We start from the raw sequence: 24456 nt of genomic DNA, 5'->3' as shown, positions 1-24456 counted from the left end.
TGCAACCTCGGCCAGTGGCCGAGGGATCAGCCTTTGGTGGTGACGCCCAGCTCGGCCAGCCGTTTGGCAGCGGTTGGCGGTAGTGGTGGCGCGTTGTCCGACTTCGCTGCTTCGATCAGGAATTCGTCACAGGCCGCTTCCGTTTCGCCGATCAGCCGCTGCATGAACTCCTCCCTGTCCAGGCCCGGCGGGATCGCAGGCAGGAAGCGTGCCTTGATTGTGCCCGGAAAGCGCAGAAACTTGCGGCGCGGCCAATAGAGGCCGGCTACGTGGGCTACCGGCACCACCGGCACGCCGAGCTGTGAATAAAGCTCGACGATACCGTATTTGTAAGCGGGTTCATCCCCGGGCGCGCGGCGCGTGCCTTCGGGATAGATGATCAGCTGGCGCGGATTGCGGGCCAGTTCCGCCTTGGTGGCGGCAATCACGGCCTTCAGCGCTTTCGAGCGGCTGCCGCGATCGACCGGGATCATGCGCATCTTCATGATGTACCAGCCGAAGAAGGGTATCCAGGTCAGCTCACGCTTCAGGATGTAGAGCGGATCGCTGAGATATGGAAAGAACGCTATCGTGTCCCAGAAGGACTGGTGCTTCGGCGCCAGGATGAAGGAGCCTTCGGGCAGGTTTTCCGTGCCTGTGATCTCGCTGTCAGTCCCGCCAATGACCTTGTAGAGCCACATGCTGGTGCGCGACCAGAACTTCGGCACGAACCATGCGCGATCGCGCGGCGACAGGAAATAATAGGGTGTCCACAGAATCATCTGAACGATGAGGCTGAGATAGAAGACGAAGTTGAACGCCAGCGAGCGGATATAGAGCATTCGGGAAGCCTGATGAGGAAGCGCGTGTTCGTTACACCATGAACGGGCAAAAAGGAATGACGGCACGATTTGCCCGGCGTGAGCACAAGCCAAACGTCGGCGAAGCTGGAAGCTGCGGGCTTTCGTGAACAATGACCATGCCGATGAAACGACGCTTGTCGATCTTCAGATGCCGAGCCCAGCCAGCCGGGCCTTCAGTCGCGGCGCCGCGAAATCCAGGAAGGCGCGCAGTTTGAGTGGCAGCAGGCCACGTCCGGTGTGGACAAGGCTGACCGGCCAGGGTTCGGGTTCGAAATCCTCCAGGATCAGCCTCAGCACGCCGGAGCGCACAGCATCCGCGACCTGGTAGGACAGAACCCTGGCGATGCCCACGCCGGCGACCGCCGCATCGATGGCGGCTTCGGCGGTGTTGATCGTCAGCCTTGATCGCACCGGCACGGCGATCTCCCGTTGCCCTTCCATGAACGTCCATGCCGCCGGCAACGCCAGACGCTCCACGGTCACGCAGTGATGGGCGCTGAGCTCCTGCAGCGTCTTCGGTTCGCCATGAGCTTCGAGATAGGCCGGGCTGGCACAAGCCACGCGCCGGATCGACCCCACCCTCGTCGCGACCATGCTGGAATCCGGCAGGTGTCCGATACGCACGGCAAGGTCGATATGCTCCTCGACGAGCCGCCGCAACGTATCGGACTGCGTCAGCCTGACATCCACCTCCGGGTAGGCGGCAAGGAAATCCACCACCACCGGCAGCACATGAAGGCGGCCGAACACGATGGGCGCGGTCACCACAAGTTCACCGCGCGCCTGGCTGTATTCTCCGGCGGCGGACTGTTCGGCCTCCTCGATCTCTTCCAGGATGCGGCGGCAGGCGGCGAGATAGGAGCGTCCCGCTTCGGTCAGCTCGAGCCTGCGGGTGGAGCGATTGAACAGCCGTGTTCCAAGGTGTCTTTCGAGATCGGAAAGCCTGCGGCTCACGGTCGCCAGAGGCATGCCGAGACCGCGGCCAGCCGCCGACAGGCTGCCGGCTTCGGCCACGGTCACGAACAGTGCCATCGAACCCAGTCGATCCATCATTCTTCCAATATCCGGAACAATGCTTTCCGGAAACCTTATCTACTTCTGGATTGCGAAAGATACCACCTTCGGCGGGATTTGCTGTCGGCATGCCGTTCGCGGAGGCGTTGTGCTTGCTCTGGCAAGAGACGAAGAGGAGACCTGCGATGGCCGGTTCGCGCACCTATGCAAGCGATGTCGCCTTCACTCCCGCGGTAAAGGCAATCCAGGCCCGCAAGGGGTCACGGCAAGCCTATGCCCGATCGGAGGAACGCGGCTGGAACCAGGATATCACGCCCGATCTCGCCGCCTTCATCGCGGCCCAGACCAGCATCTTCTTCGCGACGGCCAATGGTGAAGGCCAACCCTACATCCAGCATCGCGGTGGCCCGGCGGGCTTCCTGCATGTGCTGGACCATCGCACCATCGGCTTCGCCGACTTCTCGGGCAACCGGCAGTTCATTTCACAGGGCAACCTGGCCGACAACGGCAAGGCTTTCCTTTTCCTCATCGATTACATGATGCGGCAGCGCATCAAGATCTGGGGCGAGGCACGTGTCATCGAGAATGATCCCGAACTTCTGACCCGGCTGATGCCGCCAGACTACAAGGCACGCCCCGAACAGGTCATCCTGTTCACCGTGTCGACCTGGGACGCGAACTGCCCGCAGCACATTCCCCAGCGCTTCGACGCGGCCGACGTGGCGGCGATCCTGGGCGAGCGCGACAAGCGCATTGCTGTGCTGGAAGCGGAAATCGCCGGATTGCGCGCGGGAACCCCGGGCTAGTATTCCCTCAGCCGGTCTGCCGGGAGATTGCAGGCGTCAATCGCCCGCATGGCTGGCGAAAGCCGGCCGGATCGGCAGGACGACACGGCCAAGCGCCAGCAGGTACTTGTTGTATTCGGTGAAGAGCACGCGGAAGGCACCCGGCTTGATCAGCCAGCCGCCATTGTCGAGATTGCTGTTGACCACCGGATAGGGCACCAGCCTGGCACCCTGCAGCAATCGGCCCATCTCCAGCAGGCTGCGCGGCATGTGGTAGTTGTTGGTGACAAGGATGATGCGGCTGTAACCATGGGTCTGGACCCATTTGGCGCTTTCTTCGGCATTGCCGATCGTGTCGAGCGCCGCGCGATCGATGTCGATGCAGCAGGAAAACAGCTGGGTGTCGCCCTTGGTCGCTCTCTGCAGTTGCTTGCGGCTGGCCGTCGGATGCACCCCGCTGATCAGGAGACGCGCGCCCTTGCCGGTTTCCAGAAGGCTGATGGCCGCATCGAGCCGCGATTGGCCACCGGTCAGCACTATGATGGCGTCCGCCGGCTCAGGATCAGCCGGCGTGGTCAGCCGGCTGACATGGCTTGCAAACCAGCCGAAACCCAGGAGATAGACGACGATTGCGACCAGCGCGAGCAGGCCGATGTTGCGCAGCACGCGCCGCAGCCGGGACGCGCCGCGCGACACGCGGAACGTGTCCGGCGCGGCTTCGGCCATATCGGCAGAATCGCGACTTTTCATGCCTCCATGATTAGTGCGGAATTGCGGCCTTTGGTAGGAGAAAGCACCCTCCCGCGAACTGATTTCAGGGCCGCACTGCGTCATCGCCGCCCCCGTCAGCCACCGTCGGTCTGGCGCGTATCGAGATCGCTGAGATAGGCGATCACCGTGGCATGGGACGTGGCGGCCGTCAGCGCACCGATCACCACCACCATCAGGACGACACCGAGATATCCGGCCCAGCCGATGGCAAAGCTGCCGAACAGCGCGACAGCCTGGTCGGCCTGTGGCGTCGCCATGTTGCGCGAGGCCCAGAAGGAGAAAATCAGAAACACGACGATCGCTGCCACGCCACCGGCCGCTGCACCTTTCATGCCGGTGACAAGGAACTGCTGTCGAAACTGCCGGGCTATGAATCGGGCTTCGGCACCGACGAAATGCAGCACCTCGATGATATGGCCATTGCCTGCCATGGCGCCGCGCGTGGCGAACACCACCGTCAGCACGGTCGCCGACAACATCAGGACCAGGACCAGCATGCCAATGGTCACTGTCGTGCGCGCCATGGCGACCAGCCGGTCGACCCACGTGCGATGATCGTCCAGTGATGCGCTGGCGATCGTGTTGGTCAACGCCTCGCGCATGGCAGAGAAATTGGGCGGATTGTTCTCGTCGATGGTGACGACGACAAGGCGTGGCACCGGCAATTCGTCGATGTTGAGCCCGCTGCCCAGCCACGGAGCCAGCAACCGCGCGGTGGCGTCACGGTCAACGATGCTGGTACCTTCGACGCCCGGGAACTTGGCTGCGATCGCGGCGGCGCTGGTGAGCGTCGCGTCCATGTCGAGACCGTCGACCGGTTTGATCTGGATCGTCGCCTCGCGCGAAATCTGGTTCTCCCACACGGCAGCGGTGCCCCGCACCAGCGTGACCGCACCGAAGGTGAGGCAGGACAGGAAGGTCATGATGGCGATGACGAAAACCAGCGCTCGGCCGGCGATGTTCTGCGCCGGCACGATCGGTGCCATCTTGCGTTGCGTGCGCAGGGGTGCCTCGGCGCGACGGATCTCGCCCTCTTCCTCTTCGTGATCGGCCGTCATCTCAGTCATAGATGTCCAGCCTTCCTCCCGACAGGATCAGTCGCCGGGCATCGACCTGCTCCATCAGGCCAAGATCGTGAGTAGCGATCACGACGGCTGTACCGAGGCGATTCAGTTCTATGAACAGCCGAAGCAGCCGGCGCGCCAGCTGCGGGTCGACATTGCCCGTCGGTTCGTCGGCAAGCAGGATCTGTGGCTGCTCGATCAGCGCGCGCGCGATCGCGGCACGCTGCTTCTCACCGCCGGAGAGGACCGGCGGCAGCACGTGCATGCGGTCGCCAAGACCGACCCACTTCAGAAGTTCGATGACGTCGGTGCGGTAGCTGGATTCCTCGCGGCCACGCACGCGCAGCGGCAATGCCACATTCTCGTAGGTCGTCATGTGATCCAGCAGGCGAAAATCCTGAAACACCACGCCGATACGCCGGCGCAGATGCGGCAATTCTTCACGCGTGATGCGCGCACGATCCTTGCCGAACACCGTGATCAATCCGCGTGTCGGCTTCAACGACAGGAACAGAAGACGCAGCAAGGTCGTCTTGCCGGCACCCGAGGGGCCGCTGAGGAATTGGAAGGAGCGCTCCGGAACATGCAAGGTGATGTCACGGAGAATCTCCGGACCCATGCCGTAGCGGAGGCCGACATTTTCGAAGCGGATCACGTGCGGCGACCTGGAATTGTTTTTGGCGGCAGTCCGCCCGTATCTACGAAAAGACCATTGACCGGCATGGTTAACCGCCGGTTATTTTCGGCACCGGAGGATGCTGTAAATCGATTCCGGTTGGGAAGCATTAACCATTTTTGTCTACGGAATGGAAACAGAGGGCGAACAGAGGCAACCATATCAAGGCATGGCCGATCACGGCACGGCACGCCCGGTTTCCGGCGAAATCATGACGGCGGCCTCATCGGCTCGCAACGGCAGCGCTGTGGCCGCGGATGTGGTCGACGCCGATTTCATCGTGCTCGGCCCTGATTCTCCCACCCAGTTCGATAGATCGCCACCGCAAACCCCCGTGGAGGTGGTTGAGCCGGCGCCCTTGCTCGACGGCATGGGCATGCTGCGCAAAGGCGAAACAGCGCCTGAGATGCACAATGCTTCACCTGGCGGTCCGTTGTTCTGGAGCGGCGGTGTTTTAATTGCGTTGTTGGCCTTCTGGGTCTCGGGCGGCCACGTCCTGTTTCATGAGAATGCGTTCTTCGGCCCTGACAGGGTTACCAGCGCGCTCAGCATCTCCGGCGTGAGTTCGCGCGTCGACAGCAGCGGGCATCGACCCGTGCTCCTGGTCGACGGCGAAGCCGGCAACGATGGCATGGAGGCGGCCGAACTGCCGCCGCTGGAGATCCGCGTGACCGGCAATGATGGCCGTATCACCCGCTATGGCCTGGGGACATCCGGCCGCACCTTGCCGCCTGGCGAAAGATTTGCCTTTTCCAGCCGGCTCGACGTGCCTAGAAACGGCGTAACGGCCGTCTCGGTCACCTTCGCGCGATAACAGACGCCTGCGGCTGTCTGGCGCGCTTCCGGAAAGGATCTTCATGCCAGTTGTACGCGGCAAGGATATCGAGGTTTTGTTTTCGGCGTCCGCGATCGCGCGGCGCAATCTGGAGCTCGCCAAGGAAATCGCGGCCCACGACTACCACGACCTCCTGGTCATCTCGGTGCTGAAGGGCTCCTTCATTTTTGCCGCCGATCTGATTCGCGCCATGCATGACGCCGGCCTGTCGCCGGAGGTCGAGTTCATCTTCATTTCCAGCTATGGCGCCGGCACCGAAAGCGGCCAGGTGCGCGTGCTGCGCGACATCGACAACGAGGTCGCAGGCCGTGACGTGCTTCTGATCGACGACATCCTGGAATCCGGCAAGACGCTGAAGTTCACTCGCGAACTGATGCTGTCGCGCGGTGCCAGGAGCTGTTCCGTCGCCGTGCTGCTCGACAAGCGCATGCGGCGCCAGACGGACCTCAACGCCGACTATGTCGGCTTCGACTGCCCGGACTATTTTGTCGTCGGTTATGGCATGGATGTCGGCCACGCATTCCGTGAACTGCCCTTCGTCGGAGTCGTCAAAGGCGACGTCTGAACTCCGCCTCGTCGCTTTCGAAAAGAAGTTGGAGGTGTCTTCGACTTTCAGGAAACGTCAATATTTGCAGGGCAAATCTCTGCTCATGACAAAGCTCCTGATCGTCGAGGACGATGAATCCGTCCGCACCCTCGCTGCCCGCGCGCTTGAGCGCGCAGGGTACAACATCGACGTTGCGGCCGATGGCGCTCAGGGCCTGGAGAGCATCCGTGCCGCCAATGGCAACTATGACCTGATCGTCTCGGATATCCGCATGCCCGAGATGGACGGCATCGAAATGGCCAAGGCGGCAGCCGCCGCTTTCCCCACGCTCAAGATCATGCTGGTGACCGGTTATGCTGACCAGCGTGAACGCGCGGATGAATTGAACGGGATCATCCTGGATGTCGTGCAGAAGCCTTTCACCCTGGCTGAAATCCGCGATCGCGTCGGCCGCGCGCTGGCAGCCTGATCGCACCCGTTTCCACTGATTGCCATCTCAAGGCGAGCTACACGCTCGCCTTGTCCAGTTCTTCGACATCCGCCTGCGTGAGCCCAAGCGAAGCGGCTCGCACAAGGCTCGCCATCTGCTCCGGTGTGGTCGCACTGGCGATCGGCGCCGTCACGCCCGGCCGTGCGATGATCCAGGCGAGCGCGACCTCGGCAGGCTTGGCCGCGTGCCGTCCTGCCACAGCATCGAGCGCTGCCAGGATGCGCATGCCGCGCTTGTTGAGATAGGCCTCCACATCCTCGCCGCGCGCAGCGCTTTTGCCGAGATCGGCCTTGCTGCGATATTTGCCCGACAGGAATCCCTTGGCGAGGCTGAAATAGGTGATCACACCGAGACCCTCTGCCACGCACAGGTCGCGCAGAGGACCATCATAGGAAGCGCGATCATAGAGATTGTATTCCGGCTGCAGCACCTCGTAGCGCGGCAGATTGCGCAGCTTGGCTACATCGAGCGCCGCCCGAAGCTGGCCGGCGTCGAGGTTGGAGCAGCCGATATGGCGAACCTTGCCCTTGGCAAGAAGCGTCTGGTAGGCGCCGAGCGTCTCCTCGTAAGGCACAGTCGGATCCGGCCAGTGCGAAAGATAAAGATCGATGCTGTCGGTCTGCAGGCGCTTCAACGAGTCTTCCACAGCCCGTTCGATGTAGCCGGCGGAAAGGTCCCTCTTGCCCTGTCCCATGTCTGCACCGACCTTGGTGATGACGACTACCTTGTCGCGATTGCCGCGCGCCTTCATCCACTTGCCGATGATGGTCTCAGACTCTCCGCCCTTGTTGCCGGGCGCCCAGCGCGAATAGACGTTCGCGGTATCGATGGCGTTGAGCCCGCCGTCGACAAAACGGTCCAGCAGATCGAAGGACGTCTTTTCGTCGGCGGTCCAGCCGAACACATTGCCGCCCAGCACGAGCGGCGCGATTTCGAGGTCGGTACGACCGAGCAGACGTCTGGCCAAGATAGATCTCCCTAGAGCATTCTGTCGCCAGGTCGAATCGCCTGGCGTTACAAAAATGCGGCGAAAACAAACTTGGAGCGCTCCCGCGTTTCCGTAAAAACGGAATCGCTCCAATGCACACAGGTGCGGATCCCAGCAGCAAGCTAGGGACTATCGTGCAGGGTTCAATGGGCCAGAGGCGTTTTCAGGCGGGACGATCAGCCGCGCCACCTGTTCCAGCCAGCGGTCGCGGATGCCGAGCGCCTCGAGATGCTGGATGGTGTTGAGAACATAGTCTTCATTGACACCCGACTGGCCGACGGCGCCGCGTACGACGGCAGCGGCCTCCGCTTCCTCGAGTGCACCTGCATATTGTTCGTGGCCACGGTCGGCGACATAGGTCACGGCATCCGCCATACGGCCGTCCTCCAGAGCCACCTTCACCCAGCGTTCGAGATAGACGTTGGTGACCAGTTCGCGCTCACGCAGGTAAGCGATGACCTCATCACGCAACTCACCAGGTACCCGGAAAGCCAGCCCGATGCAGGAACCGCCGCGATCGAGCCCGAGCACGAGCCCCGGCCTTTCGCGGGTACCGCGATGCACGAAGGAATAGACGCAGAGTGAGCGTCTATAGCCATGCAGGCGCGCCCTCTGCGTTTCGACATGCGCGAAACCGGGCCGCCAGATCAGCGAACCGTAGCCAAAAACCCAAAAATCGCCCATATCGCCAAGCCTAAAGCATGATCCCAAAAGGTCGCAGACTTTTTGGACAAAGATCATGCGACAAGCAAAGAGACAGGGCGGAATGCAGTTTCATTTTCATCGCATTCCCGCCCTAAGTGGGCATAGTCATCCGCACCAAATCATTTCGACCGGAACGGTCATTCCGGTTCTTCTTGGGTTATCGAGGGCCACAGCATGACGTCAAGTGACCAGACCAAGCCAAAACGTCGGCGCTGGCTGCCCCGGCTGATCCTGGCGCTGCTTGTCCTGTTCGGCCTCTACAGTGCTGGCTGGTACTGGCTGGCAGGACGCGTCAGAAGCGACGCGACGAACACTGTTGCAGCCCTCGCCGCCAAGGGAATCAATGCCGACTGCACCAATCTGACTGTCAGCGGCTACCCGATGCGTTTCGTGGTCAGCTGCGATGGGCTTGCCTATCAGGATGATGCCAGGAACGTCGCAGCCGCCGCTGGCGGCATGATTGCCACGGCGAGCCTTGCCCAGCCGCTGACGCCAAATGTCAATCTCGACGGACCGCTGCGCACCTCCGTGCCCGACATGCCGCCGCTGTGGATCGACTGGGACCAGTTGGACATCAGCGGACATCTGTGGTGGCCCCTGCCCAGCCGCGTTTCGGTGACGGCGGAGGGTTTCAACGGCCAGACCGATCCGACAGATGAGACCGATCCCGTCCAACTGTTCAGCGTCGGCCAGCTCACTGCGACGGCCAGTCCCAATGGGCAGGACCTTGTGCTGACACATGATTTCACCGACCTCGAAATCGATGCCCATACCATTGGCGGCCGGGTTCTCCCGCCCTTCAGCGGCAAGGGTGACGTCACGGTGAAGAATGGTCTTCCCATGCTCGGCACACCGCCCAAAAGCCTGCGCGGTCAATCCGCCGAGATCAGGAACCTCGAATTGTCTTCCGGCGAAGCCCGCATCGTCCTCGCAGGCCCGATCGCGGTTGACGCCGACGGCCTCATCGACGGCACCCTCAACATCAAGCTGCAGAACCCGAAAGCGGTGGCGGCGATCCTGGCCACGGCGATCCCCGAGCAGGCCAACCAGATCCGGCAGGGTTTTGCTGCCCTTTCCATGCTCGGCAACGAACCGACGATGCCGCTGAAAGTGGTGAAGGGCCGCGCCTCGCTGGGCTTCATCCCGCTCGGAACGATCAAGCCGGTGGAATAGGGCAGTCGGCAGTCGGCAGTCGGAACTACTCGCTCGGTTTTCAGAAATCACAAGGCGGTTTCTGGATACGTCCCCGTTGTTCTACGACTGTCGATTGCCGACTGCCTCACTTGCCCGGATGCTCCACCACCTGGCGTCCGAAGTCGGGAACATCGATATCCTGACCGGCCTGGATGATCGAGCGGCGGATGGCCCGGGTGCGGGTGAACAGGTCGAACAGCTTGTCGCCATCGCCCCAGCGAATCGCCCTTTGCAGCGAGGAAAGATCCTCCGAGAAGCGCGCCAGCATCTCCAGGATGGCATCCTTGTTGTGCAGGCACACGTCCCGCCACATGGTGGGATCCGATGCGGCAAGGCGGGTGAAGTCGCGGAAACCCGAGGCCGAATATTTGATGACCTCGGACTTCGTCACATTGGCCAGGTCGTCCGCGGTACCAACGATGTTGTAAGCGATGATGTGCGGCAGATGCGAAACGATGGCAAGCGTCATGTCGTGATGCTCGGGCGTCATCGTGTCGATGTTGGAACCGCAGCGGCGCCAGAATTCCGACAATGCCTCCAGCGCTTCTGGATCGGTATCCGGCAGCGGCGTGAAGATGCACCAGCGGTTGTCGAACAGGTCTGGAAAGCCGGCATCCGGGCCTGAGTTCTCGGTACCGGCCAGCGGATGGCCGGGAATGAAATGCACGCCCTCCGGCACGAAAGGCAACATCTGTGCGACCACCGACTGCTTGGTGGAACCGACATCGGTAAGGATGGCGCCCTTCTTCAGTGCCGGTGCGATCTCCTCGGCCACGGCACCGGAAGCGCCTACCGGCACCGAGACGATGACAAGATCGGCGTCCCGCACCGCCGCCTTTGCATCGGTCGTGTAGCTGTCGCCTAATTTCAGCTCCTCTGCACGTTTCAACGTCTCCGGACGGCGGGTGGAGATCGCGATATGGCGGGCAAGCCCTTCCCGGCGCACCACGCGCGCCAGCGAAGAACCGATCAGGCCGATGCCGATGAGGGCAATCTTTTCAAACAGGGGTTCGGACATTTTTTCAGCTTTTCAGGAATTCGGTGAGTGCGGCGACCACGCCGCGATTGGCTTCTTCGGTTCCGACCGTCATCCGCAGCGCGTTGGGAAAACCGTAGCCGGCAACGCGCCGCAGGATATAGCCTCGCTCACTCAGATACGCGTCCGCCGCAGGTGCGGAATGTTTCCTGTCATCCGGAAAGTGGATCAGGATGAAGTTACCGACGCTGGGCGTCACCCGCAGGTCGAGCCGGGTCAGTTCTTCGGTCAGCCACGACACCCAGGTTTCGACATGCTGCACGGAGCGCTCGACATGGCCGCGGTCGCGGATAGCGGCTTCGCCTGCCGCGATCGCGGTGGCACTGACGTTGAAGGGATCGCGGACACGCTCGAGCGCATCGACGACATGCGCTGGTGCATAGGACCAGCCGATACGCGCACCGCCGAGCCCATGCACCTTGGAGAAGGTCCGCGTCATGACGACATTCTCGTTGCCTGCGACCAGCTCGACGCCCGCTTCGTAGTCATTGCGGCGCACGAATTCGGCATAGGCAGCATCCAGCACTAGAAGCACGTTCTTCGGCAGGCCGGCATGCAGGCGTCGCACCTCCTCGAAAGGAATGTAGGTGCCGGTGGGGTTGTTCGGATTGGCCAGGAAAATCATCTTGGTGCGCGGCGTTACGGCCGCAAGGATGGCATCGACGTCGACATGCTCGTTGGCTTCCCTGGCCACCACAGGCGTTGCGCCGGCTGCCAGGATGAAGATGCGATAAGCCAGGAACCCGTGCTCGGTGTAGATCGCCTCGTCGCCGATGCCGAGATAGATGCGCGCCAGCAGCCCAAGCGCTTCGTCGGAGCCGTTGAAACACTGGATGTTGGCGACGTTGAGCCCATGCGTATCGGCGATTGCCTGGCGCAGCCTGGTCGCCTGGCCATCCGGATAGCGCTCCAATCCCGCAGCTGCCTCCTGCGCGGCTTCGACAGCCTTCGGCGACGGTCCGAGCGGATTTTCGTTGGCCGAGAGTTTATGGACCTTGGCGACACCATGCGCAGCACCCTTGCCCGGCACGTAAGCCTCGATATCCATGATACCGGCGCGGGGTTGCGGACGAAGCAGATCGGTTGCCTTGGTCATGTCAAAAGTCCGTGATTGACGCCTCCGGGCCGAAGGCCAGAGCGTTTCCGTTTTTCGCAGAAACGCGAAAACGCTCTAAGTTTTTGTTTTGGCCGCATTTTCGTGACGCCACGTGATTCCGCCTGGCTACAAAAAATGCTCCAGGGCGGAAATACCGCCCGTACCTGCGATTGTCGAGGAAAACCGAGGCTGGCCTGCCGAATGACCATCGATTGACGCCATCGCTTGGTCGGCGTATTAGCAGGGCATTGATCCGTGGTGATTTGGCCGGTCGGCTTGCAGCCACGTTAAATAAGTCGCTAAAGGGCCGTTTGCGATCCGTAAACCGGCTTTGCGACAGCAATGCCGGTTTTGTTTTTTGGAGTTCGCAACGTGCCGATCAAGATCCCCGATCAGCTCCCCGCCCGTGAAGTTCTGGTCAAGGAGGGCGTGTCCATCATGGACGAGCAGACCGCCCTGCGCCAGGACATCCGCCCCCTCCAGATCGGCCTGCTCAACCTGATGCCCAACAAGATCAGGACGGAGACGCAGTTCGCCCGGCTGATCGGCGCCACGCCGCTGCAGGTCGAACTGACCCTGGTCCGCGTTGGCAACCACAAGGCCAAGAACACCTCCGAGGAACACCTCATCACCTTCTACCAGACCTGGGACGAGGTGAAGGATCGCAAGTTCGACGGCTTCATCATTACCGGCGCGCCGGTGGAGTTGCTGCCTTTCGAGGACGTGACCTACTGGAACGAACTCCAGCGCATTCTCGACTGGACGAAAACCAACGTCCATTCGTCGTTCTTCATCTGCTGGGGAGCTATGGCGGCCGCCTGGCATTTCCACCAGGTGCCCAAACACACGCTGGAGGAAAAGGCGTTCGGCGTCTTCCGCCATCGCAACAACGCGCCCGCCTCCCCCTATCTCTCCGGCTTCTCGGACGATTTCGCGATTCCGGTGTCGCGCTGGACCGAAGTGCGGACCGCCGACATTCCCGCAGGTTCCGGGCTGGAACTGCTGATGGACTCGGAAGAGACAGGCCCGAGCCTGCTTGCCGAGCAGGCCGGCAACCGGCTCTATATGTTCAACCACATCGAATACGACTCGACGTCGCTCAAGGAAGAATACGATCGCGACGTCAATGCCGGCGTGTCGATCGCGGTACCGCACGAATATTATCCGGACGACGACCCCAGGCGCCCTCCGCTCAACCGCTGGCGCTCGCACGCCCACCTGCTGTTCGGCAACTGGATCAACAGCGTCTATCAGACCACCGCCTACGACCTGGAAAACATCGGCAGCAAGCGCTGACCGAAGGCCCGGACCGCGCCTGTCAGGCGCGGTTTTGCGGCCGGAATTGCTTAAGAACAAAGCGTTGGAGCATTTGCGCGTTTCCGACAAGATCGGAAGCGCTCTAGGCTATGCCGCTGCGGCGCGGTGCTCGCGGAAGGCGCAGGCGATGGTGCGCAGCGCGTCACGCGAACGCTGGTCGGTCAGCGTCGAATGCAGCACGATTTCCGAGGACGGCAGCGGCGGCAGGTTGAACCTGCGGCTGACTTCGACGGTACCGACCGGTGCGAGCCGCTCGGAGAATACGGCCATGGCAAGCCCCGCTGACACAGCCGCCATAACCACCGACGAGCCACCGCCAAGGAATACTTCCGTCCACGCGATGCCGGCATCGTCAAGTGCATGGGTGCCGATGTCGCGCACGCCGCATGCGGGAGACAGGGCGGCAAGCCGTATCGGCTCGTCTGGCCGGCAACGGAAGTTGGGGGCGGCGAACCAGCCGAAATGCTCCGGCCCCAAAACCTCGCCGTCGCGGCGGTCGTCCTCGCGCCGCACGATTGCGGCATCCAGTTCTCCACGATCGAACGCATCGAGCAGATTGCGCGAATTATCGACCTGCACCTCGATGGTCAGCGCGGGATCATGTTCGTTGAGGCGCGCCAGCAGCGTCGTCACTTCCGGGCCGGCGACGTGGGCTGCGATGCCCAGTGCGAAACGGCGGGCACAGGAGAAGAGCCCGGCAACGGCGCGGTCGTGCGCAACGAGAAACTCACGCGCAGGCTGGATGAACACCGCCCCCTCCGCCGAAAGCCGCACATGACGCGGCGTGCGTTCGATCAGCTTGCGGCCAACCTTCTCCTCGAGGCGCTTGAGTTTCACGCTGATCGCCGCCTGGGTCGTACCCAACGCGTCGGCGGCGCGGGTAAAGCTCTGAAGGTCGGCGACCATGACAAAGGCCTGCACGGCCTCAACGTCTAGTGACAACATTGTCAGCATACCAATTTGTTATCTCTGAAATAGAGATACATCGCATTTTCTTATGTTCAAGCTGCAACTATCTGGAACTCGGATTTCACAACGCAATTGAGCGGCGTGGGCGTGGACATCGCCTCCGTCGACGCCGGAGGTTTTTGATGGCTACCCCCAATAGAAACGGCCTCGTGCTGGCGGCCGTGTGTCTGTCAGCCTTGATGTTCGGCCTGGAGATCTCGAGCGTGCCGGTGATCCTGCCCACGCTGGAACGTGTGCTGCAGGCCGATTTCAAGGCCATGCAGTGGATCATGAATGCCTATACCATCGCCTGCACCACCGTGTTGATGGCGACCGGAACGTTTGCCGACCGCTTCGGCAGGAAATTTGTCTTTGCCATCACGGTCGCGGCTTTCGGGTTGACCTCGCTGATGTGCGGCCTGGCCCCCAACACCTCGTTGCTGATCGTCGCGCGCTTCCTGCAGGGCATGGCTGGTGGCGCCATGTTCATCTGCTCCATCGCCATTCTCTCGCACCAGTTCCAGGATGGCAGGGAACGCGGCAGGGCCTTCGCCATCTGGGGCGTGATTGCCGGCATCGGTCTCGGCTTCGGGCCGATCATCGGTGGCGGCATCGTCGCCCTGTCCACCTGGCAATGGGTTTTTCTCGTTCACGCACCGCTGGCGGTGCTCTGCCTGATCCTCACCTATGCCGGCGTCACCGAATCGCGTGATCCGCAGGCCAAGAAGCTCGACATTTTTGGCATCGTCACCCTCAGCGCCGCGGTTTTTGGCCTTGCCTATTAAATCACCCAGGCTCCCGACTTCGGTGGTTTCCTGAGCCCCGCGGCGCTCGGCATCGCCGCCGCCACCATCGTCGGCTTTATCGCATTCGTGCTGGTGGAGCGCTACCACACCCACCCGATGTTCGACTTCTCGGTCTTCAAGATCCGTGACTTTTCCGGCGCGATCGTCGGCTGCGTCGGCATGAACTTCAGCTACTGGCCTTTCATGATCTACCTGCCGATCTATTTTTCGGTCGGGCTGGGCTATGACAGCACCAGGACGGGTCTTGCGGTGCTCGCCTATACGGTGCCTTTCCTGGTGATGCCGCCGATCGCCCAGTACCTGCTGGCACGCTTCAATGCGCGCATCGTCATTCCGCTCGGCCTGTTCACCATCGGCCTCGGCTTCATCCTGATGTGGCTGGGTTCCGCTTCCGAGGCGGCAAGCGGCCTCACAGTGCTGCCCGGTGCGCTCGTTGCGGGCATCGGCCTTGGCCTGACGACGACGCCGGCCACCAACATGACCACCGGTTCGGTGCCCGCAAGCCGTGCCGGCATGGCCTCGGGCATCGACACCAGCGCCCGCCTGATCGCGCTTGCCATCAACATTGCCGTGATGGGTTTTGTCCTTGTCGAGGGCATCCTGCACGGGCTGAAGAAGGGCCTGCCGAACGCCCTCGACGGAGTTGACCTGCGTGCGATCGCCGAAAAGATCGCAGCCGGCAACACCACGACGTTGCACGATGCCAGCCAACCGGGCCTGGTGGTGCCCGCGGAGGTGGTCCACTCGGCTCTGGTCGAAGGTTTCGGTTGGGTGATGCTCTATGGCGGTCTCGGCGTATGGATCCTGGCCGCGCTGTCCTTTGCCATTTTCGGTTCGAGCAAGGCCGGACCGATCTCCGCATCCGAGGCACGCGCGGAATCACACGTCCTCTGATTGCAGTGGGTGTCTCGTTCGAAAACCGCCCCGCCAGCAACGGGGCGGTTTTCGTCTTAGTTCACGCGCTCCACGCTCTCGTCGTCGCGATCATGCCTGGCACCGCTGCCATTGCGCTTGCTACCGTTTCCGTTGCGCCTGCGGATCAGCGGTGGCGGCTCCAGCGCGCCGGCCCGTATCCGCGGCGGTTTCAGCGCCGGCAGGTCGGCGCATTTGATGATCTCGAGTGCACGCGGGAAGAAGTTGTAGTTGTGCTGGCCGCGGCCGATGTTGACGACACCTGCCTTGGGCAGGTGTTTGCCCAGCATGGCGAACACACGTTTGGCAACCGTGCCACTGAACGTGTCCATCGCCTCGTCAATCACCACCCAGTCCGGCTTCTGCAGGGCGAGCCTGGCGAAAGCCACCAGCCGCTGTTCTTCCTCGCTGAGTTCCCTGTCCCATCGCGCATGGCGATCAAGCGACGGCGCGAGGTGATCAAGACCGGCCTCGGCCAGAACACTCTTGACGCTCGCATCGTCGATACCGGTCACGCCATCGACCAGCACTTCGCGCAGCGTGCCGGGCGCAAAATAAGGCGTGCGCGGGACGAAGGCGAGATTGGCACGCGCCGGCATGCCGATGCGCCCTGCCCCCCATGGCCACAGCCCGGCTACTGCCCGGAAGAACAGGGTCTTGCCGGCACTCGGATCGCCGGTGATCAGCACATGCTCGCCCGGTTCGATCGTCACCGACTTCTGCGCCAGTCTCGAACAGCCCGATGTCGCCCCCACGATCAGGTCCTCGAACACCATGGTGCCGTCCCCGGTTTCGAACACCTCGATATGCTGTTCATTGCCATGCAGCTGATCGGTCTCCTTGAGCGCCATGCGGAAGTCGGCGACACGCATCAGCGTCGCGCGCCAGTCGGCGATCGCGCCGATGTTGTTGACAAACCAGCGCAAGGAGGAATGGACCTGGTTGAAGGCGCCGACCGCCATCATCAGCCCACCGAAAGTGATGTCGCCGGCGAAATAGACCGGCGCTGCCACCAGGATCGGCGCAACCACGGTGATCCAGCCATAGGTGTCTGTGACCCAGCCGAGATTGATCTGGGCGCGGAAGATCCGCATGATCGAAGCGATCAGCGCGGCGAGATCCGCTGCCAGCCGTCGTTTCTCGCTTGCTTCGCCGTGCGAAAGCGCGATGGCATCGATGTTCTCGTTCACCCGAACCATGGAGAAGCGCAGGTCCGCCTCGCGCGCATAGCGATCGCTGTTCAGCCCGATCAGTGGCCGCCCGACCAGCCAGCTCAGCCAGGACGCAATCCCGGCATAAAGGAACGCGGCCCAGACCATATAGCCTGGAATGGCGATGGCGTGTCCGCCGATGTTGAAGACGAACCCCGAGGAGAGTGCCCAGAGCACACCGACGAACGACACCAGCAGGATGAAGGATTGCACCAGACCGACGCCGAGATCGGTCGAAAGATCGGACAGATGCCCGGCATCCTGCTGCAGGCGCTGATCGGGATTGACGCCGATCGCTCCCGCATTGGCGACGCGGAATGCACGGTTCGGTTTCAGCCATTCCTCGATCAGGTCGATGGTCAGCGCCTCACGCAGCTTCAGGCGAAAACGCTGGTTGAGCCATTGCTGGCCGATGTTGAGGACGAGCAGCCCGCCTGCAATCATCGCGAAAACGACGAGCTGATCGAGAAAGGCGGTCAGGTCGCGCCGTTGCAGCGAATCGTAGAACGGCTGGTTCCAGCGATTGAGCAGGATCTGGCCATAGGCCGTGGCGAGAATGACCGCGAGAATGCCGCCGCCGAAGATCAGCAGCGCGCGGCGTCCTGGCGAGAGACTCAACCCCTGCCGGACCGTGGCCACCTGATCGCGAAGGCTGCTCATTTCGGCCTGGACGGTGCCGGATACGTCGCTCATCGCCATTGCGCTCCGGGAACGCCCAGCCCGCTGGGCTCCTTGATTTGCCGACCGAGCCGCGTCGCACCTTGCGGTGAAAACACCGGCACGAAGACTCGACGCGATGCACGCTGCGCCACCGGCACGCCCTGGTAGAGCCGCTTCTGTGCCGAGACCGCGATCACGCCGGAGAAGATCGGCCACAGCCGCCGCCCGGCGCTTTCAAAAAGCGATTGGAAGCGCATCATGAAACGGCGTTGCGAGGGCGGGAAATAAAGTCCGTCCGACCAGGCGGCCGGGGTAAAGTTCGCCTCGCGCAGCAGCTCTGCGATCTGCCCACGCGAATAGGGTCTCCCGGTGCCAAACGGCGTGTGTTCGAAACGCGCCCACACGCCGCGCCGGTTCGGCACGACGATGACGACATGACCGGCCGGCGCCAGCACGCGCCAGACTTCATTCAGTGTCTCGCGCGGATTTTCCGTATGCTCCAGGGAATGGATCAGCAACATGCGGTCGACGGAAGAATCGACCAGCGGCAGTTCCTCGTCGAAGACCAATGCGGTTGCCGACGGACCGGCAGACGGCCAGATCACCGCACCCTGCGTGGCCGGCATGAAGGCAAGCGCTCGCTCCGCGTCGGCACCGAAACGCTCCAGCCATGGCAGCGCATAGCCGAGCCCGACCAACCTTTCGTTGGGCACGGAAGCCCAGATCGACGAGAGTGCCATAGTGATCGAACGCTCGGCCAATTGTCCAAGCGGCGAGGCATAGAAGGAGCGCAGGTCGACAATATCCGAATGCATGGGCTGGACCGTATCTGCGGGAAGGCTGGTGTCAACAAACAGCGGTGCTGATGACCGTATCCTCCGACAAGTAGGGTCACGCCGGCATCTTTAAAGCATGTCGCGCAAAAGTGCGCAGCGGTTTTGCGATAACGACATGCGGGAGAAGAAAAACCTCATGCGCAAGGAGCGAATCTGAAAGATCGCGACACGCATTAGAGGGTGACAGGAACGGCCGATCACCCTATCTGTGCGGACGACAAGGGAGACCGGCGATGGCGATCGAAATCGAACAGTTCATGTGCCGCCAGGATAATTTCGGCGTGCTGCTGCGCGAGCCGAAAAGCGGCGCGGTGGCTCTCGTCGACGCGCCGGAGGAAGCCTCCATCACCGCCGCCATGAAACGCAGCGGCTGGACACCGAAAACCATCCTGACCACCCACCACCACACCGACCATGTCGAAGCCAACCTGACGCTGAAGCAGCGTTTCAATCTGGAGATCATTGGCCCCGAGGTCGAAAAGGCCAAGATCCCCGGCATCGACCGCACCGTGAAGGGCGGCGACACCTTCAAGCTTGGCGAAGAGACGGTCGAGGTCATCTTCACCCCGGGCCACACCGCGGGTCATGTCTCATACTATTTCCCGCAATCCGGCGTCGTCTTCACCGCCGACACGCTGTTTGCACTTGGCTGTGGCCGCCTGTTCGAAGCGCCGGCCGCCGTGATGTTCGAATCATTGAAGAAGCTCGCCGCACTCCCGGCTGACACAAAGGTCTATTGCGGCCACGAATACACCTTGTCCAACGCCCGTTTCGCGCTGACCGTGGATCCAACCAACTCGGCCCTGAAGGAGCGCGCCGCGAAAATCGAAAAGCTGCGCGCCGCCGACAAGCCAACCCTGCCGACAACGATCGGAGAGGAACTCTCCACCAATCCGTTCCTGCGCTGGCACGACCCGGCGATCCGCCGCCATCTGGGCATGGAAAAGGCGAGCGACGCCGAGGTCTTCGCCGAAATACGCAAGCGCAAGGACGTGTTCTGACCATGACGCCAGCAGAGATCGTCGCGGCTCTCGACATGCAGCCGCACCCGGAAGGTGGATGGTATGTCGAGACCTTTCGTGACGCGCCGCAAGGCGGGCGTGGCTATTCGACGGCGATCTATTTCCTGCTGGAGCGCGGCCAGGTCTCAGCCTGGCACCGGGTCAAGGACGCTTCCGAAATCTGGCACTACCACGCCGGCGCTCCGCTGGAGTTGTCGTTGCATCGCGAAGGCCATGGCGTGACCCGGCATATGCTGGGCGTCGACCTTGCCGCTAATCAACGTCCGCAGATCGTGGTGCCTGCGGGCTGGTGGCAGACCGCGACCAGCCTTGGCGACTGGACACTCGTTGGATGCACCGTGGCGCCGGGCTTCAATTTCGGCGCGTTCGAAATGGCAGCGCCCGGCTGGCAGCCCTCCTAGCGCATCCAGTGCCTTGCGGCGCTTCTTCCCGGAAATCGATGTCGATTTTCGAGCGCTAGGCCGCAAGCAGGAAGCCCAGCGTGATCGCCAGCTGCGCCAGATAGTAGAGCACCCACACCGCATAGCGCATCCAGACCCGATGCCGCTCCACCGCTTCGGCCAGGAATTTTTCGATCGCCAGAAGCGCGTCTGATGCCATGAACAGGATCGCACCCCCGATCACCAGCGTGTTGCTGGTGGTCAATGCAGTCACCCCCATGGCGAAGATGGCGGTGACATAGACGGCAACCGAGACTTTGAGGTCCGAACCGATATGCGGCCACAGCAGGCGCAGCATGCCAAGCGCGAAAACAGCCATAGTCAGGGCTGCCACGATGTGCCAGGGCGTTCCGGTCAATGCCGGCACCCCGCCGCCCGCGGCAGCGAACAGGGCGACATAGGCGAGATGGGCAGCCAGGAAACTGCCCAACCCGCCGAGGAAAGCCTTGTCGCCATCCTGTGACAGGAATGCGTCGCCCAGCGCACTGAGCACCAGTGCGGCGACCAGCAGCACCGGCCCGCCTTGCAGATAGGCGAGCACGGCAAGCAGCGCGACCGCAAGCGTCTTTGCCGCCGAGCGCTTCCATGACGGAGGCCTGTCGATGGCAAAGGCATAGAGCACGGCTGCCACGATGGAGAAGATCAGCGTGCCGTTCGGCGTCGCTTCGATACCACCGGGAAAGGGCATCATGCGCCAGCTCCGTTCTCGACCGCCTGGCGCTTGCCGAACAGCAGCGATTTCGCCGCCAGCACGGCGCCACCGGTGATGAGCACGCAGGCAGCAAGAATACGCAGGCTGGGTTCCGCAAAACCGGCGACGATCAGCACCAGCGTGGACAGAAGTGGCGCGGCATAGCTCGCCGCGCCCAGCACCTGGATGTTGCCGCGCTTCACGCCGATGTCCCAGGCGTAGAAGGCAGCTCCGACCGGCATCAGGCCCAAACCGAACACCGCCAGCCATTGGCCGGCGTTTGCGGGCCACACGGTCTGCTCGAGCAGCAGGTGGCAAACCAGGGACAGCACCGACGTCGCCAGGCAGAACCAGGTGACGATGGTGGTCGGCACCGATGGAAAGCGCCGCGACAGAAGCGAATAGGACGACCACAACACCGCGCAGACCGCAGCCATTGCATAGCCGAAACCATAGCGGGGATCGAAGGCCAGTCCGCCACCCTTTGTGACGATCAGGAAAGTGCCAGCAAGGCCGAGCAATGCACCGGCGACATGATTCCAGGCCAGCTTTTCACCCGGCATCAGCGCCGAACCGAGCACGATCAGCAACGGCCACAGATAGGCGATCAGGCTCGCCTCGACCGCTGGCGCGTTACGCAGCGCCGTAAAGTAGAAGAAATGATAGCCGAACAGACCGCCGATGCCGATCACCCACACGATCGCCGGGATCGGCTCCGGTTTGGCGGCCGGCATGAACAACCTGGCCACGAAGCCGACGCAGGTGCCGATGGCAAAGGTGATTGCCGAAAGCTGGAAAGGCGGCATCGTCCCGGAAGCGTCTGTGAGCAGAGCCAGCAAGGCCCACATCGCCACGGCCGAGAAGCCTATCAATGTTGCGCGCGCCATGTCCCCTCCGGTGGCGCATCTTCGCGCGCCTAGCTTTTTGCTTCGAACCGTCGCGCCTTGACGGTGATCGTGCCGATTTCCGTGCCGACCGTGGCATGGATCGGCGCATATATCCCGGTTTGGCCGAGCGGCGCAAACGTCACCATGATCTTCGAACGATCGCGCAGGAACTTCAGCGCCTTGCGTCGCTGCGCATAGCCGGACACCGGCTGAAACGTCATCAGGCAGGTAACGGTCGGCCCCTGATAGCCCTTCACCGCCATCTTGCCCTTGCTGACCGGCGTCAGCACCAGATTGGCGCGCATCTCGCCATCATACATCTTCACCGTGCGGCCGCAGACTTCATCCAGGCTGTCGGCACGGATGACCGTCGCACCGATCGGATCGGCGACGCCCTTCAGGTCGCCGGCATCGAGCGGCAGCCAGTCGTCGCCGCGCGGTTTCGGAGGTGGCAGTACCTTGGAGGACGATACCGCGCCGCCGGAGAAGCGGATGTCAACCATCGAGACTTTCTTGCCCGAAGTGTAGTCCGCGCGGAAAGCCTGTGGCTGGATGCCGGCGCGCGAAAACCGGCCGGACGCCGTCAACGTACCGGTGGTGTCGTCGAAGATCAGCGCCAGCCCGGCCGCCGAAGCTCTGCCATCGATGGTGTATTTGTCACCTTCGTAGCGGCTGTCGAAACTTGACCGCGCCACGGTGATGCCGAGAAAGGAAATCGTGTATTCGCCGTGGAAAGCTTCCGCGGCAGGCGCCGAGGAGGTAGCCATTGTGGTGCTGGCAAGCAGGGCGGCAAGGACAAGGGTCGGGCGCGGCATCGAAACGTCGGTCCTTTCAAGATTGGCTCTAATGTCCCTGGTGGCTTCTCAAGCGGGCAAATCCGGCGAATCTATGGGGCGCCGTCAAGGCATTTGATGATCTGAAGCATGGCTTGTCCCTCAACGCCGCAAATGCTGTTGCGTTGCACCATCAGCCTGTGAAATATGCATCCTGCAAAACGCCGGAGAGCCGGCGAACCAAAATTTGACCCGGAGAGGCCCGATGAACGCTCCCGCCGCAGCTTCCACCACTTTCGTTCCCTTGCGCCTTGCCGGCCGTTCGGTTGCCGTCCAGGCGACCGCCGTCTTCCTCGGCACGCTGTTCCTCGCTGCTTCCTCCTGGATCGAGGTGCCGATGTTCCCGGTGCCGATGACCATGCAGACCTTTGCCGTCACGCTGGTCGGCGCGCTGTTCGGCTGGCGCCTCGGCCTCGTCACGGTTCTCGCCTGGCTGGGTGAAGCTGCCGTCGGCTTCCCGGTTCTCGCTGGCGGTGCCGGCGGCCTCGCCTATTTCGCCGGCCCGACCGCCGGTTACCTCGCTGCCTTCCCGATTGCTGCCGCTTTTGTCGGCTGGCTGGCTGAACGCGGCTGGACCGCCGAAGGCCGTCTGGTTCGCAACGTCGTCGCCATGCTGGCCGGCAACGCCTTCATCCTGGTGTTCGGCACGCTGGTGCTGGCCGGCATGATCGGCGCGGAAAAGGCCTATACTTTCGGCTTCGCCCCGTTCGTGCTCGGCGGCATTCTGAAGGCCGTGCTGGCGACCGCGACCATCGAAGCTGTCCGTCGCGGCAAGATCTCGCTCTGAGACGTGATTTCGCGGATCTGACGTGACCGTCCGCATCCGCGGCCACCACCTGCTATGCATGCTGACCTATGTCGGCAAGGGCTACAGTGAAGCCTTCACGAAAGGCTACGACAAGGTGGTGCAACGACTGAGCAGCGGCGAGGACATGCTCCTCGTCGCCGGCCCGGACGACATCTGCCAACCATTGCTGGCCGACTCTGATCCCCATTGTTTTCGGGACACCGTGCCCGAACGCGATCGGCTTGCCGCCAACGCAGTCGAGACGCTGATCGGCCGTCCAATCCGCGTTGGCGAGCGTTTTTCCCTCGATGCGTCGACGATAAAACGCATGCGCGAGGCGTTCCATGCCGGGACCACGCGCCAGGCCTGCAACGGCTGCGAATGGTTCGATCTATGCAGCACCATCGCCGATTCCGGCTTCAGAGAAGTCAGGCTCGACCACCGGCACGCAAAAGCATAGCCATATGCTGGTGATATCGGCGCTTGCATCGGCTGGTTGACTGATTGCTAAGCCGAACAACGCTTGACGCACCGGCGAAATGCCACTATGGAACGCCAACTTTTTCCTTGAGGCCGCCGAAAGCATCGCGCGCCATCTGGCGTGGCTCGAAGGTTTGGCCCGGTATGAACTGAAGGTAGCAAAAATGTCCCGCGCTTGCGAACTCACCGGCAAAGCCGTCCAGACCGGCAACAATGTGAGCCACGCCAACAACAAGACCCGTCGTCGCTTCCTGCCGAACCTGGTCAATGTCACGCTGATCTCGGAAGCGCTGAACCAGAACGTGCGCCTGCGCATTTCGGCCAACGCCCTGCGTTCGGTCGAGCACCGCGGTGGTCTCGACGCGTTCCTGGCCAAGGCCGACGAGAAGGAACTGTCGCAGCGCGCTCGCCTGCTCAAGAAGCAGATTGCCAAGAAGAACGCTGGCCAGGCCGCTGCCTGATAGCTTTCAGGCGGGGGACGACCGCCTGAGCATCGGATTGTCCAGCCTGGCTTGAACCATCCGATGCTCGAATGAAGGACGCGCCGCCCGTCCCGGCCAGGCGCTCCGCTGGTTCCATTACC

Annotated in this window: 26 protein-coding genes, 1 pseudogene and 1 riboswitch; of the genes and pseudogenes, 12 read left to right on the top strand and 15 right to left on the bottom strand. The window is 62.4% G+C overall.

Annotated elements, in window-relative coordinates:
• Positions 1-26: 26 nt before the first annotated feature.
• Together C1M53_RS14245 and C1M53_RS14240 are read right to left on the bottom strand one after the other, a co-directional pair.
• Positions 27-821 carry a 1-acyl-sn-glycerol-3-phosphate acyltransferase gene (locus C1M53_RS14245; protein ID WP_129412837.1) on the bottom strand — a complete coding sequence of 265 codons (795 nt, stop codon included), beginning with the start codon at positions 819-821 and terminating at the stop codon, positions 27-29.
• 165 nt (positions 822-986) lie between these two features.
• Entirely contained in the window at positions 987-1892 is a 906-nt protein-coding gene (locus C1M53_RS14240) for a LysR family transcriptional regulator (RefSeq protein ID WP_129416174.1), read from the bottom strand.
• 149 nt (positions 1893-2041) lie between these two features.
• Between C1M53_RS14240 and C1M53_RS14235 the strand changes: the two genes are divergently transcribed.
• Positions 2042-2662, top strand: coding sequence for a pyridoxamine 5'-phosphate oxidase family protein (locus C1M53_RS14235; protein WP_129412836.1), 621 nt, complete (start codon positions 2042-2044; stop codon positions 2660-2662).
• Between the two features lie 36 nt (positions 2663-2698).
• Here C1M53_RS14235 and C1M53_RS14230 read toward each other — a convergent pair whose 3' ends face one another.
• From C1M53_RS14230 to ftsE, 3 genes are all read right to left on the bottom strand, one after another.
• Complete coding sequence (locus C1M53_RS14230; RefSeq protein WP_245488601.1) at positions 2699-3367, bottom strand: YdcF family protein; 669 nt, start codon at positions 3365-3367, stop codon at positions 2699-2701.
• 119 nt (positions 3368-3486) lie between these two features.
• A complete protein-coding gene (locus C1M53_RS14225) occupies positions 3487-4479 on the bottom strand; it encodes an ABC transporter permease (protein ID WP_129412834.1) in 993 nt (330 codons plus the stop codon).
• On the bottom strand, positions 4472-5131 hold the full coding sequence (gene ftsE, locus C1M53_RS14220) for a cell division ATP-binding protein FtsE (RefSeq protein WP_129412833.1): 660 nt from the start codon (positions 5129-5131) through the stop codon (positions 4472-4474). Before ftsE ends, C1M53_RS14225 begins: the two co-directional genes overlap by 8 nt.
• Before the next feature lie 190 nt (positions 5132-5321).
• Between ftsE and C1M53_RS14215 the strand changes: the two genes are divergently transcribed.
• The 3 genes from C1M53_RS14215 to C1M53_RS14205 all read left to right on the top strand — a co-directional run bounded on the left by C1M53_RS14215 (position 5322) and on the right by C1M53_RS14205 (position 7003).
• Positions 5322-5966: a hypothetical protein gene (locus tag C1M53_RS14215; protein ID WP_129412832.1), complete on the top strand. Its 645-nt coding sequence runs from the start codon at positions 5322-5324 to the stop codon at positions 5964-5966.
• 43 nt (positions 5967-6009) lie between these two features.
• Complete coding sequence (hpt, locus tag C1M53_RS14210) at positions 6010-6552, top strand: hypoxanthine phosphoribosyltransferase (protein ID WP_129412831.1); 543 nt, start codon at positions 6010-6012, stop codon at positions 6550-6552.
• A gap of 85 nt (positions 6553-6637) precedes the next feature.
• Entirely contained in the window at positions 6638-7003 is a 366-nt protein-coding gene (locus tag C1M53_RS14205) for a response regulator (protein WP_129412830.1), read from the top strand.
• Positions 7004-7040: 37 nt separating this feature from the next.
• On the opposite strand, the gene C1M53_RS14200 is transcribed toward C1M53_RS14205, so the two are convergent.
• Both C1M53_RS14200 and C1M53_RS14195 read right to left on the bottom strand, forming a co-directional pair.
• Positions 7041-7991 carry an aldo/keto reductase gene (locus C1M53_RS14200; protein ID WP_129412829.1) on the bottom strand — a complete coding sequence of 317 codons (951 nt, stop codon included), beginning with the start codon at positions 7989-7991 and terminating at the stop codon, positions 7041-7043.
• 150 nt (positions 7992-8141) lie between these two features.
• On the bottom strand, positions 8142-8696 hold the full coding sequence (locus C1M53_RS14195; RefSeq protein WP_129412828.1) for a gamma-glutamylcyclotransferase: 555 nt from the start codon (positions 8694-8696) through the stop codon (positions 8142-8144).
• 195 nt (positions 8697-8891) lie between these two features.
• Between C1M53_RS14195 and C1M53_RS14190 the strand changes: the two genes are divergently transcribed.
• Positions 8892-9890: a DUF2125 domain-containing protein gene (locus tag C1M53_RS14190; protein WP_129412827.1), complete on the top strand. Its 999-nt coding sequence runs from the start codon at positions 8892-8894 to the stop codon at positions 9888-9890.
• A 106-nt stretch (positions 9891-9996) separates the two neighbouring features.
• Here C1M53_RS14190 and C1M53_RS14185 read toward each other — a convergent pair whose 3' ends face one another.
• Both C1M53_RS14185 and hisC read right to left on the bottom strand, forming a co-directional pair.
• On the bottom strand, positions 9997-10929 hold the full coding sequence (locus C1M53_RS14185; RefSeq protein WP_207213108.1) for a prephenate/arogenate dehydrogenase family protein: 933 nt from the start codon (positions 10927-10929) through the stop codon (positions 9997-9999).
• Between the two features lie 4 nt (positions 10930-10933).
• The gene (hisC, locus tag C1M53_RS14180; protein ID WP_129412826.1) at positions 10934-12043 is read right to left on the bottom strand and encodes a histidinol-phosphate transaminase; all 1110 of its coding nucleotides are present in this window, start codon (positions 12041-12043) and stop codon (positions 10934-10936) included.
• Positions 12044-12288: 245 nt separating this feature from the next.
• A riboswitch (SAM riboswitch) is annotated at positions 12289-12366 on the top strand.
• A 49-nt stretch (positions 12367-12415) separates the two neighbouring features.
• On the opposite strand from hisC, the gene metA reads away from it, so the two are divergent.
• On the top strand, positions 12416-13339 hold the full coding sequence (gene metA, locus C1M53_RS14175; protein WP_129412825.1) for a homoserine O-succinyltransferase: 924 nt from the start codon (positions 12416-12418) through the stop codon (positions 13337-13339).
• 108 nt (positions 13340-13447) lie between these two features.
• Here the strand turns inward: metA and C1M53_RS14170 are convergent, their stop codons facing one another.
• The gene (locus C1M53_RS14170; protein WP_165358139.1) at positions 13448-14305 is read right to left on the bottom strand and encodes a LysR family transcriptional regulator; all 858 of its coding nucleotides are present in this window, start codon (positions 14303-14305) and stop codon (positions 13448-13450) included.
• Positions 14306-14451: 146 nt separating this feature from the next.
• Between C1M53_RS14170 and C1M53_RS14165 the strand changes: the two are divergent.
• Positions 14452-16008 (top strand): annotated as a pseudogene (locus C1M53_RS14165) (MFS transporter).
• Positions 16009-16064: 56 nt separating this feature from the next.
• On the opposite strand, the gene C1M53_RS14160 reads toward C1M53_RS14165, so the two are convergent.
• On the bottom strand, positions 16065-17930 hold the full coding sequence (locus tag C1M53_RS14160) for an ABC transporter ATP-binding protein/permease (RefSeq protein WP_245488549.1): 1866 nt from the start codon (positions 17928-17930) through the stop codon (positions 16065-16067).
• Positions 17927-18712, bottom strand: a complete 786-nt coding sequence (locus C1M53_RS14155; RefSeq protein WP_129412822.1) for a class I SAM-dependent methyltransferase — start codon at positions 18710-18712, stop codon at positions 17927-17929. Before C1M53_RS14155 ends, C1M53_RS14160 begins: the two co-directional genes overlap by 4 nt.
• A gap of 254 nt (positions 18713-18966) precedes the next feature.
• Between C1M53_RS14155 and gloB the strand changes: the two genes are divergently transcribed.
• The gene (gene gloB, locus C1M53_RS14150; RefSeq protein WP_129412821.1) at positions 18967-19734 is read left to right on the top strand and encodes a hydroxyacylglutathione hydrolase; all 768 of its coding nucleotides are present in this window, start codon (positions 18967-18969) and stop codon (positions 19732-19734) included.
• Positions 19735-19736: 2 nt separating this feature from the next.
• Positions 19737-20156, top strand: a complete 420-nt coding sequence (locus C1M53_RS14145) for a cupin domain-containing protein (RefSeq protein WP_129412820.1) — start codon at positions 19737-19739, stop codon at positions 20154-20156.
• A 55-nt stretch (positions 20157-20211) separates the two neighbouring features.
• On the opposite strand, the gene C1M53_RS14140 is transcribed toward C1M53_RS14145, so the two are convergent.
• The 3 genes from C1M53_RS14140 to C1M53_RS14130 are packed head-to-tail and all read right to left on the bottom strand — an operon-like array spanning position 20212 to position 22588.
• A complete protein-coding gene (locus C1M53_RS14140; RefSeq protein WP_129412819.1) occupies positions 20212-20886 on the bottom strand; it encodes a lysoplasmalogenase in 675 nt (224 codons plus the stop codon).
• Positions 20883-21773, bottom strand: coding sequence for an EamA family transporter (locus tag C1M53_RS14135; protein ID WP_129412818.1), 891 nt, complete (start codon positions 21771-21773; stop codon positions 20883-20885). Before C1M53_RS14135 ends, C1M53_RS14140 begins: the two co-directional genes overlap by 4 nt.
• A 29-nt stretch (positions 21774-21802) precedes the next feature.
• On the bottom strand, positions 21803-22588 hold the full coding sequence (locus C1M53_RS14130) for a DUF3108 domain-containing protein (RefSeq protein ID WP_129412817.1): 786 nt from the start codon (positions 22586-22588) through the stop codon (positions 21803-21805).
• Positions 22589-22811: 223 nt separating this feature from the next.
• Between C1M53_RS14130 and C1M53_RS14125 the strand changes: the two genes are divergently transcribed.
• From C1M53_RS14125 to rpmB, 3 genes are all read left to right on the top strand, one after another.
• Positions 22812-23393 (top strand): biotin transporter BioY, encoded by a 582-nt coding sequence (locus C1M53_RS14125; protein WP_129412816.1) that lies wholly within the window; start codon positions 22812-22814, stop codon positions 23391-23393.
• Between the two features lie 22 nt (positions 23394-23415).
• Positions 23416-23853, top strand: coding sequence for a DUF1284 domain-containing protein (locus tag C1M53_RS14120; protein ID WP_129412815.1), 438 nt, complete (start codon positions 23416-23418; stop codon positions 23851-23853).
• A gap of 184 nt (positions 23854-24037) precedes the next feature.
• Positions 24038-24334, top strand: coding sequence for a 50S ribosomal protein L28 (gene rpmB, locus C1M53_RS14115; RefSeq protein ID WP_129412814.1), 297 nt, complete (start codon positions 24038-24040; stop codon positions 24332-24334).
• Positions 24335-24456 lie beyond the last annotated feature (122 nt).

It is taken from the genome of Mesorhizobium sp. Pch-S (assembly GCF_004136315.1).
Taxonomy (GTDB): domain Bacteria; phylum Pseudomonadota; class Alphaproteobacteria; order Rhizobiales; family Rhizobiaceae; genus Mesorhizobium.
The sequence above is the reverse complement of the archived record's forward strand: the minus strand, read 5'-3'. Positions and strand labels throughout refer to the sequence as shown.

Excerpts from the sequence above, each read along its gene's own strand:
- C1M53_RS14245 (WP_129412837.1), bottom strand. The coding sequence starts at position 821 with ATGCTCTATATCCGCTCGCTGGCGTTCAACTTCGTCTTCTATCTCAGC.
- C1M53_RS14240 (WP_129416174.1), bottom strand. The coding sequence starts at position 1,892 with ATGGATCGACTGGGTTCGATGGCACTGTTCGTGACCGTGGCCGAAGCC.
- C1M53_RS14235 (WP_129412836.1), top strand. The coding sequence starts at position 2,042 with ATGGCCGGTTCGCGCACCTATGCAAGCGATGTCGCCTTCACTCCCGCG.
- C1M53_RS14230 (WP_245488601.1), bottom strand. The coding sequence starts at position 3,367 with ATGGCCGAAGCCGCGCCGGACACGTTCCGCGTGTCGCGCGGCGCGTCC.
- C1M53_RS14225 (WP_129412834.1), bottom strand. The coding sequence starts at position 4,479 with ATGACTGAGATGACGGCCGATCACGAAGAGGAAGAGGGCGAGATCCGT.
- C1M53_RS14215 (WP_129412832.1), top strand. The coding sequence starts at position 5,322 with ATGGCCGATCACGGCACGGCACGCCCGGTTTCCGGCGAAATCATGACG.
- hpt (WP_129412831.1), top strand. The coding sequence starts at position 6,010 with ATGCCAGTTGTACGCGGCAAGGATATCGAGGTTTTGTTTTCGGCGTCC.
- C1M53_RS14205 (WP_129412830.1), top strand. The coding sequence starts at position 6,638 with ATGACAAAGCTCCTGATCGTCGAGGACGATGAATCCGTCCGCACCCTC.
- C1M53_RS14195 (WP_129412828.1), bottom strand. The coding sequence starts at position 8,696 with ATGGGCGATTTTTGGGTTTTTGGCTACGGTTCGCTGATCTGGCGGCCC.
- C1M53_RS14190 (WP_129412827.1), top strand. The coding sequence starts at position 8,892 with ATGACGTCAAGTGACCAGACCAAGCCAAAACGTCGGCGCTGGCTGCCC.
- C1M53_RS14185 (WP_207213108.1), bottom strand. The coding sequence starts at position 10,929 with ATGTCCGAACCCCTGTTTGAAAAGATTGCCCTCATCGGCATCGGCCTG.
- hisC (WP_129412826.1), bottom strand. The coding sequence starts at position 12,043 with ATGACCAAGGCAACCGATCTGCTTCGTCCGCAACCCCGCGCCGGTATC.
- C1M53_RS14170 (WP_165358139.1), bottom strand. The coding sequence starts at position 14,305 with ATGTTGTCACTAGACGTTGAGGCCGTGCAGGCCTTTGTCATGGTCGCC.
- C1M53_RS14160 (WP_245488549.1), bottom strand. The coding sequence starts at position 17,930 with ATGAGCGACGTATCCGGCACCGTCCAGGCCGAAATGAGCAGCCTTCGC.
- C1M53_RS14155 (WP_129412822.1), bottom strand. The coding sequence starts at position 18,712 with ATGCATTCGGATATTGTCGACCTGCGCTCCTTCTATGCCTCGCCGCTT.
- gloB (WP_129412821.1), top strand. The coding sequence starts at position 18,967 with ATGGCGATCGAAATCGAACAGTTCATGTGCCGCCAGGATAATTTCGGC.
- C1M53_RS14145 (WP_129412820.1), top strand. The coding sequence starts at position 19,737 with ATGACGCCAGCAGAGATCGTCGCGGCTCTCGACATGCAGCCGCACCCG.
- C1M53_RS14140 (WP_129412819.1), bottom strand. The coding sequence starts at position 20,886 with ATGATGCCCTTTCCCGGTGGTATCGAAGCGACGCCGAACGGCACGCTG.
- C1M53_RS14135 (WP_129412818.1), bottom strand. The coding sequence starts at position 21,773 with ATGGCGCGCGCAACATTGATAGGCTTCTCGGCCGTGGCGATGTGGGCC.
- C1M53_RS14130 (WP_129412817.1), bottom strand. The coding sequence starts at position 22,588 with ATGCCGCGCCCGACCCTTGTCCTTGCCGCCCTGCTTGCCAGCACCACA.
- C1M53_RS14125 (WP_129412816.1), top strand. The coding sequence starts at position 22,812 with ATGAACGCTCCCGCCGCAGCTTCCACCACTTTCGTTCCCTTGCGCCTT.
- rpmB (WP_129412814.1), top strand. The coding sequence starts at position 24,038 with ATGTCCCGCGCTTGCGAACTCACCGGCAAAGCCGTCCAGACCGGCAAC.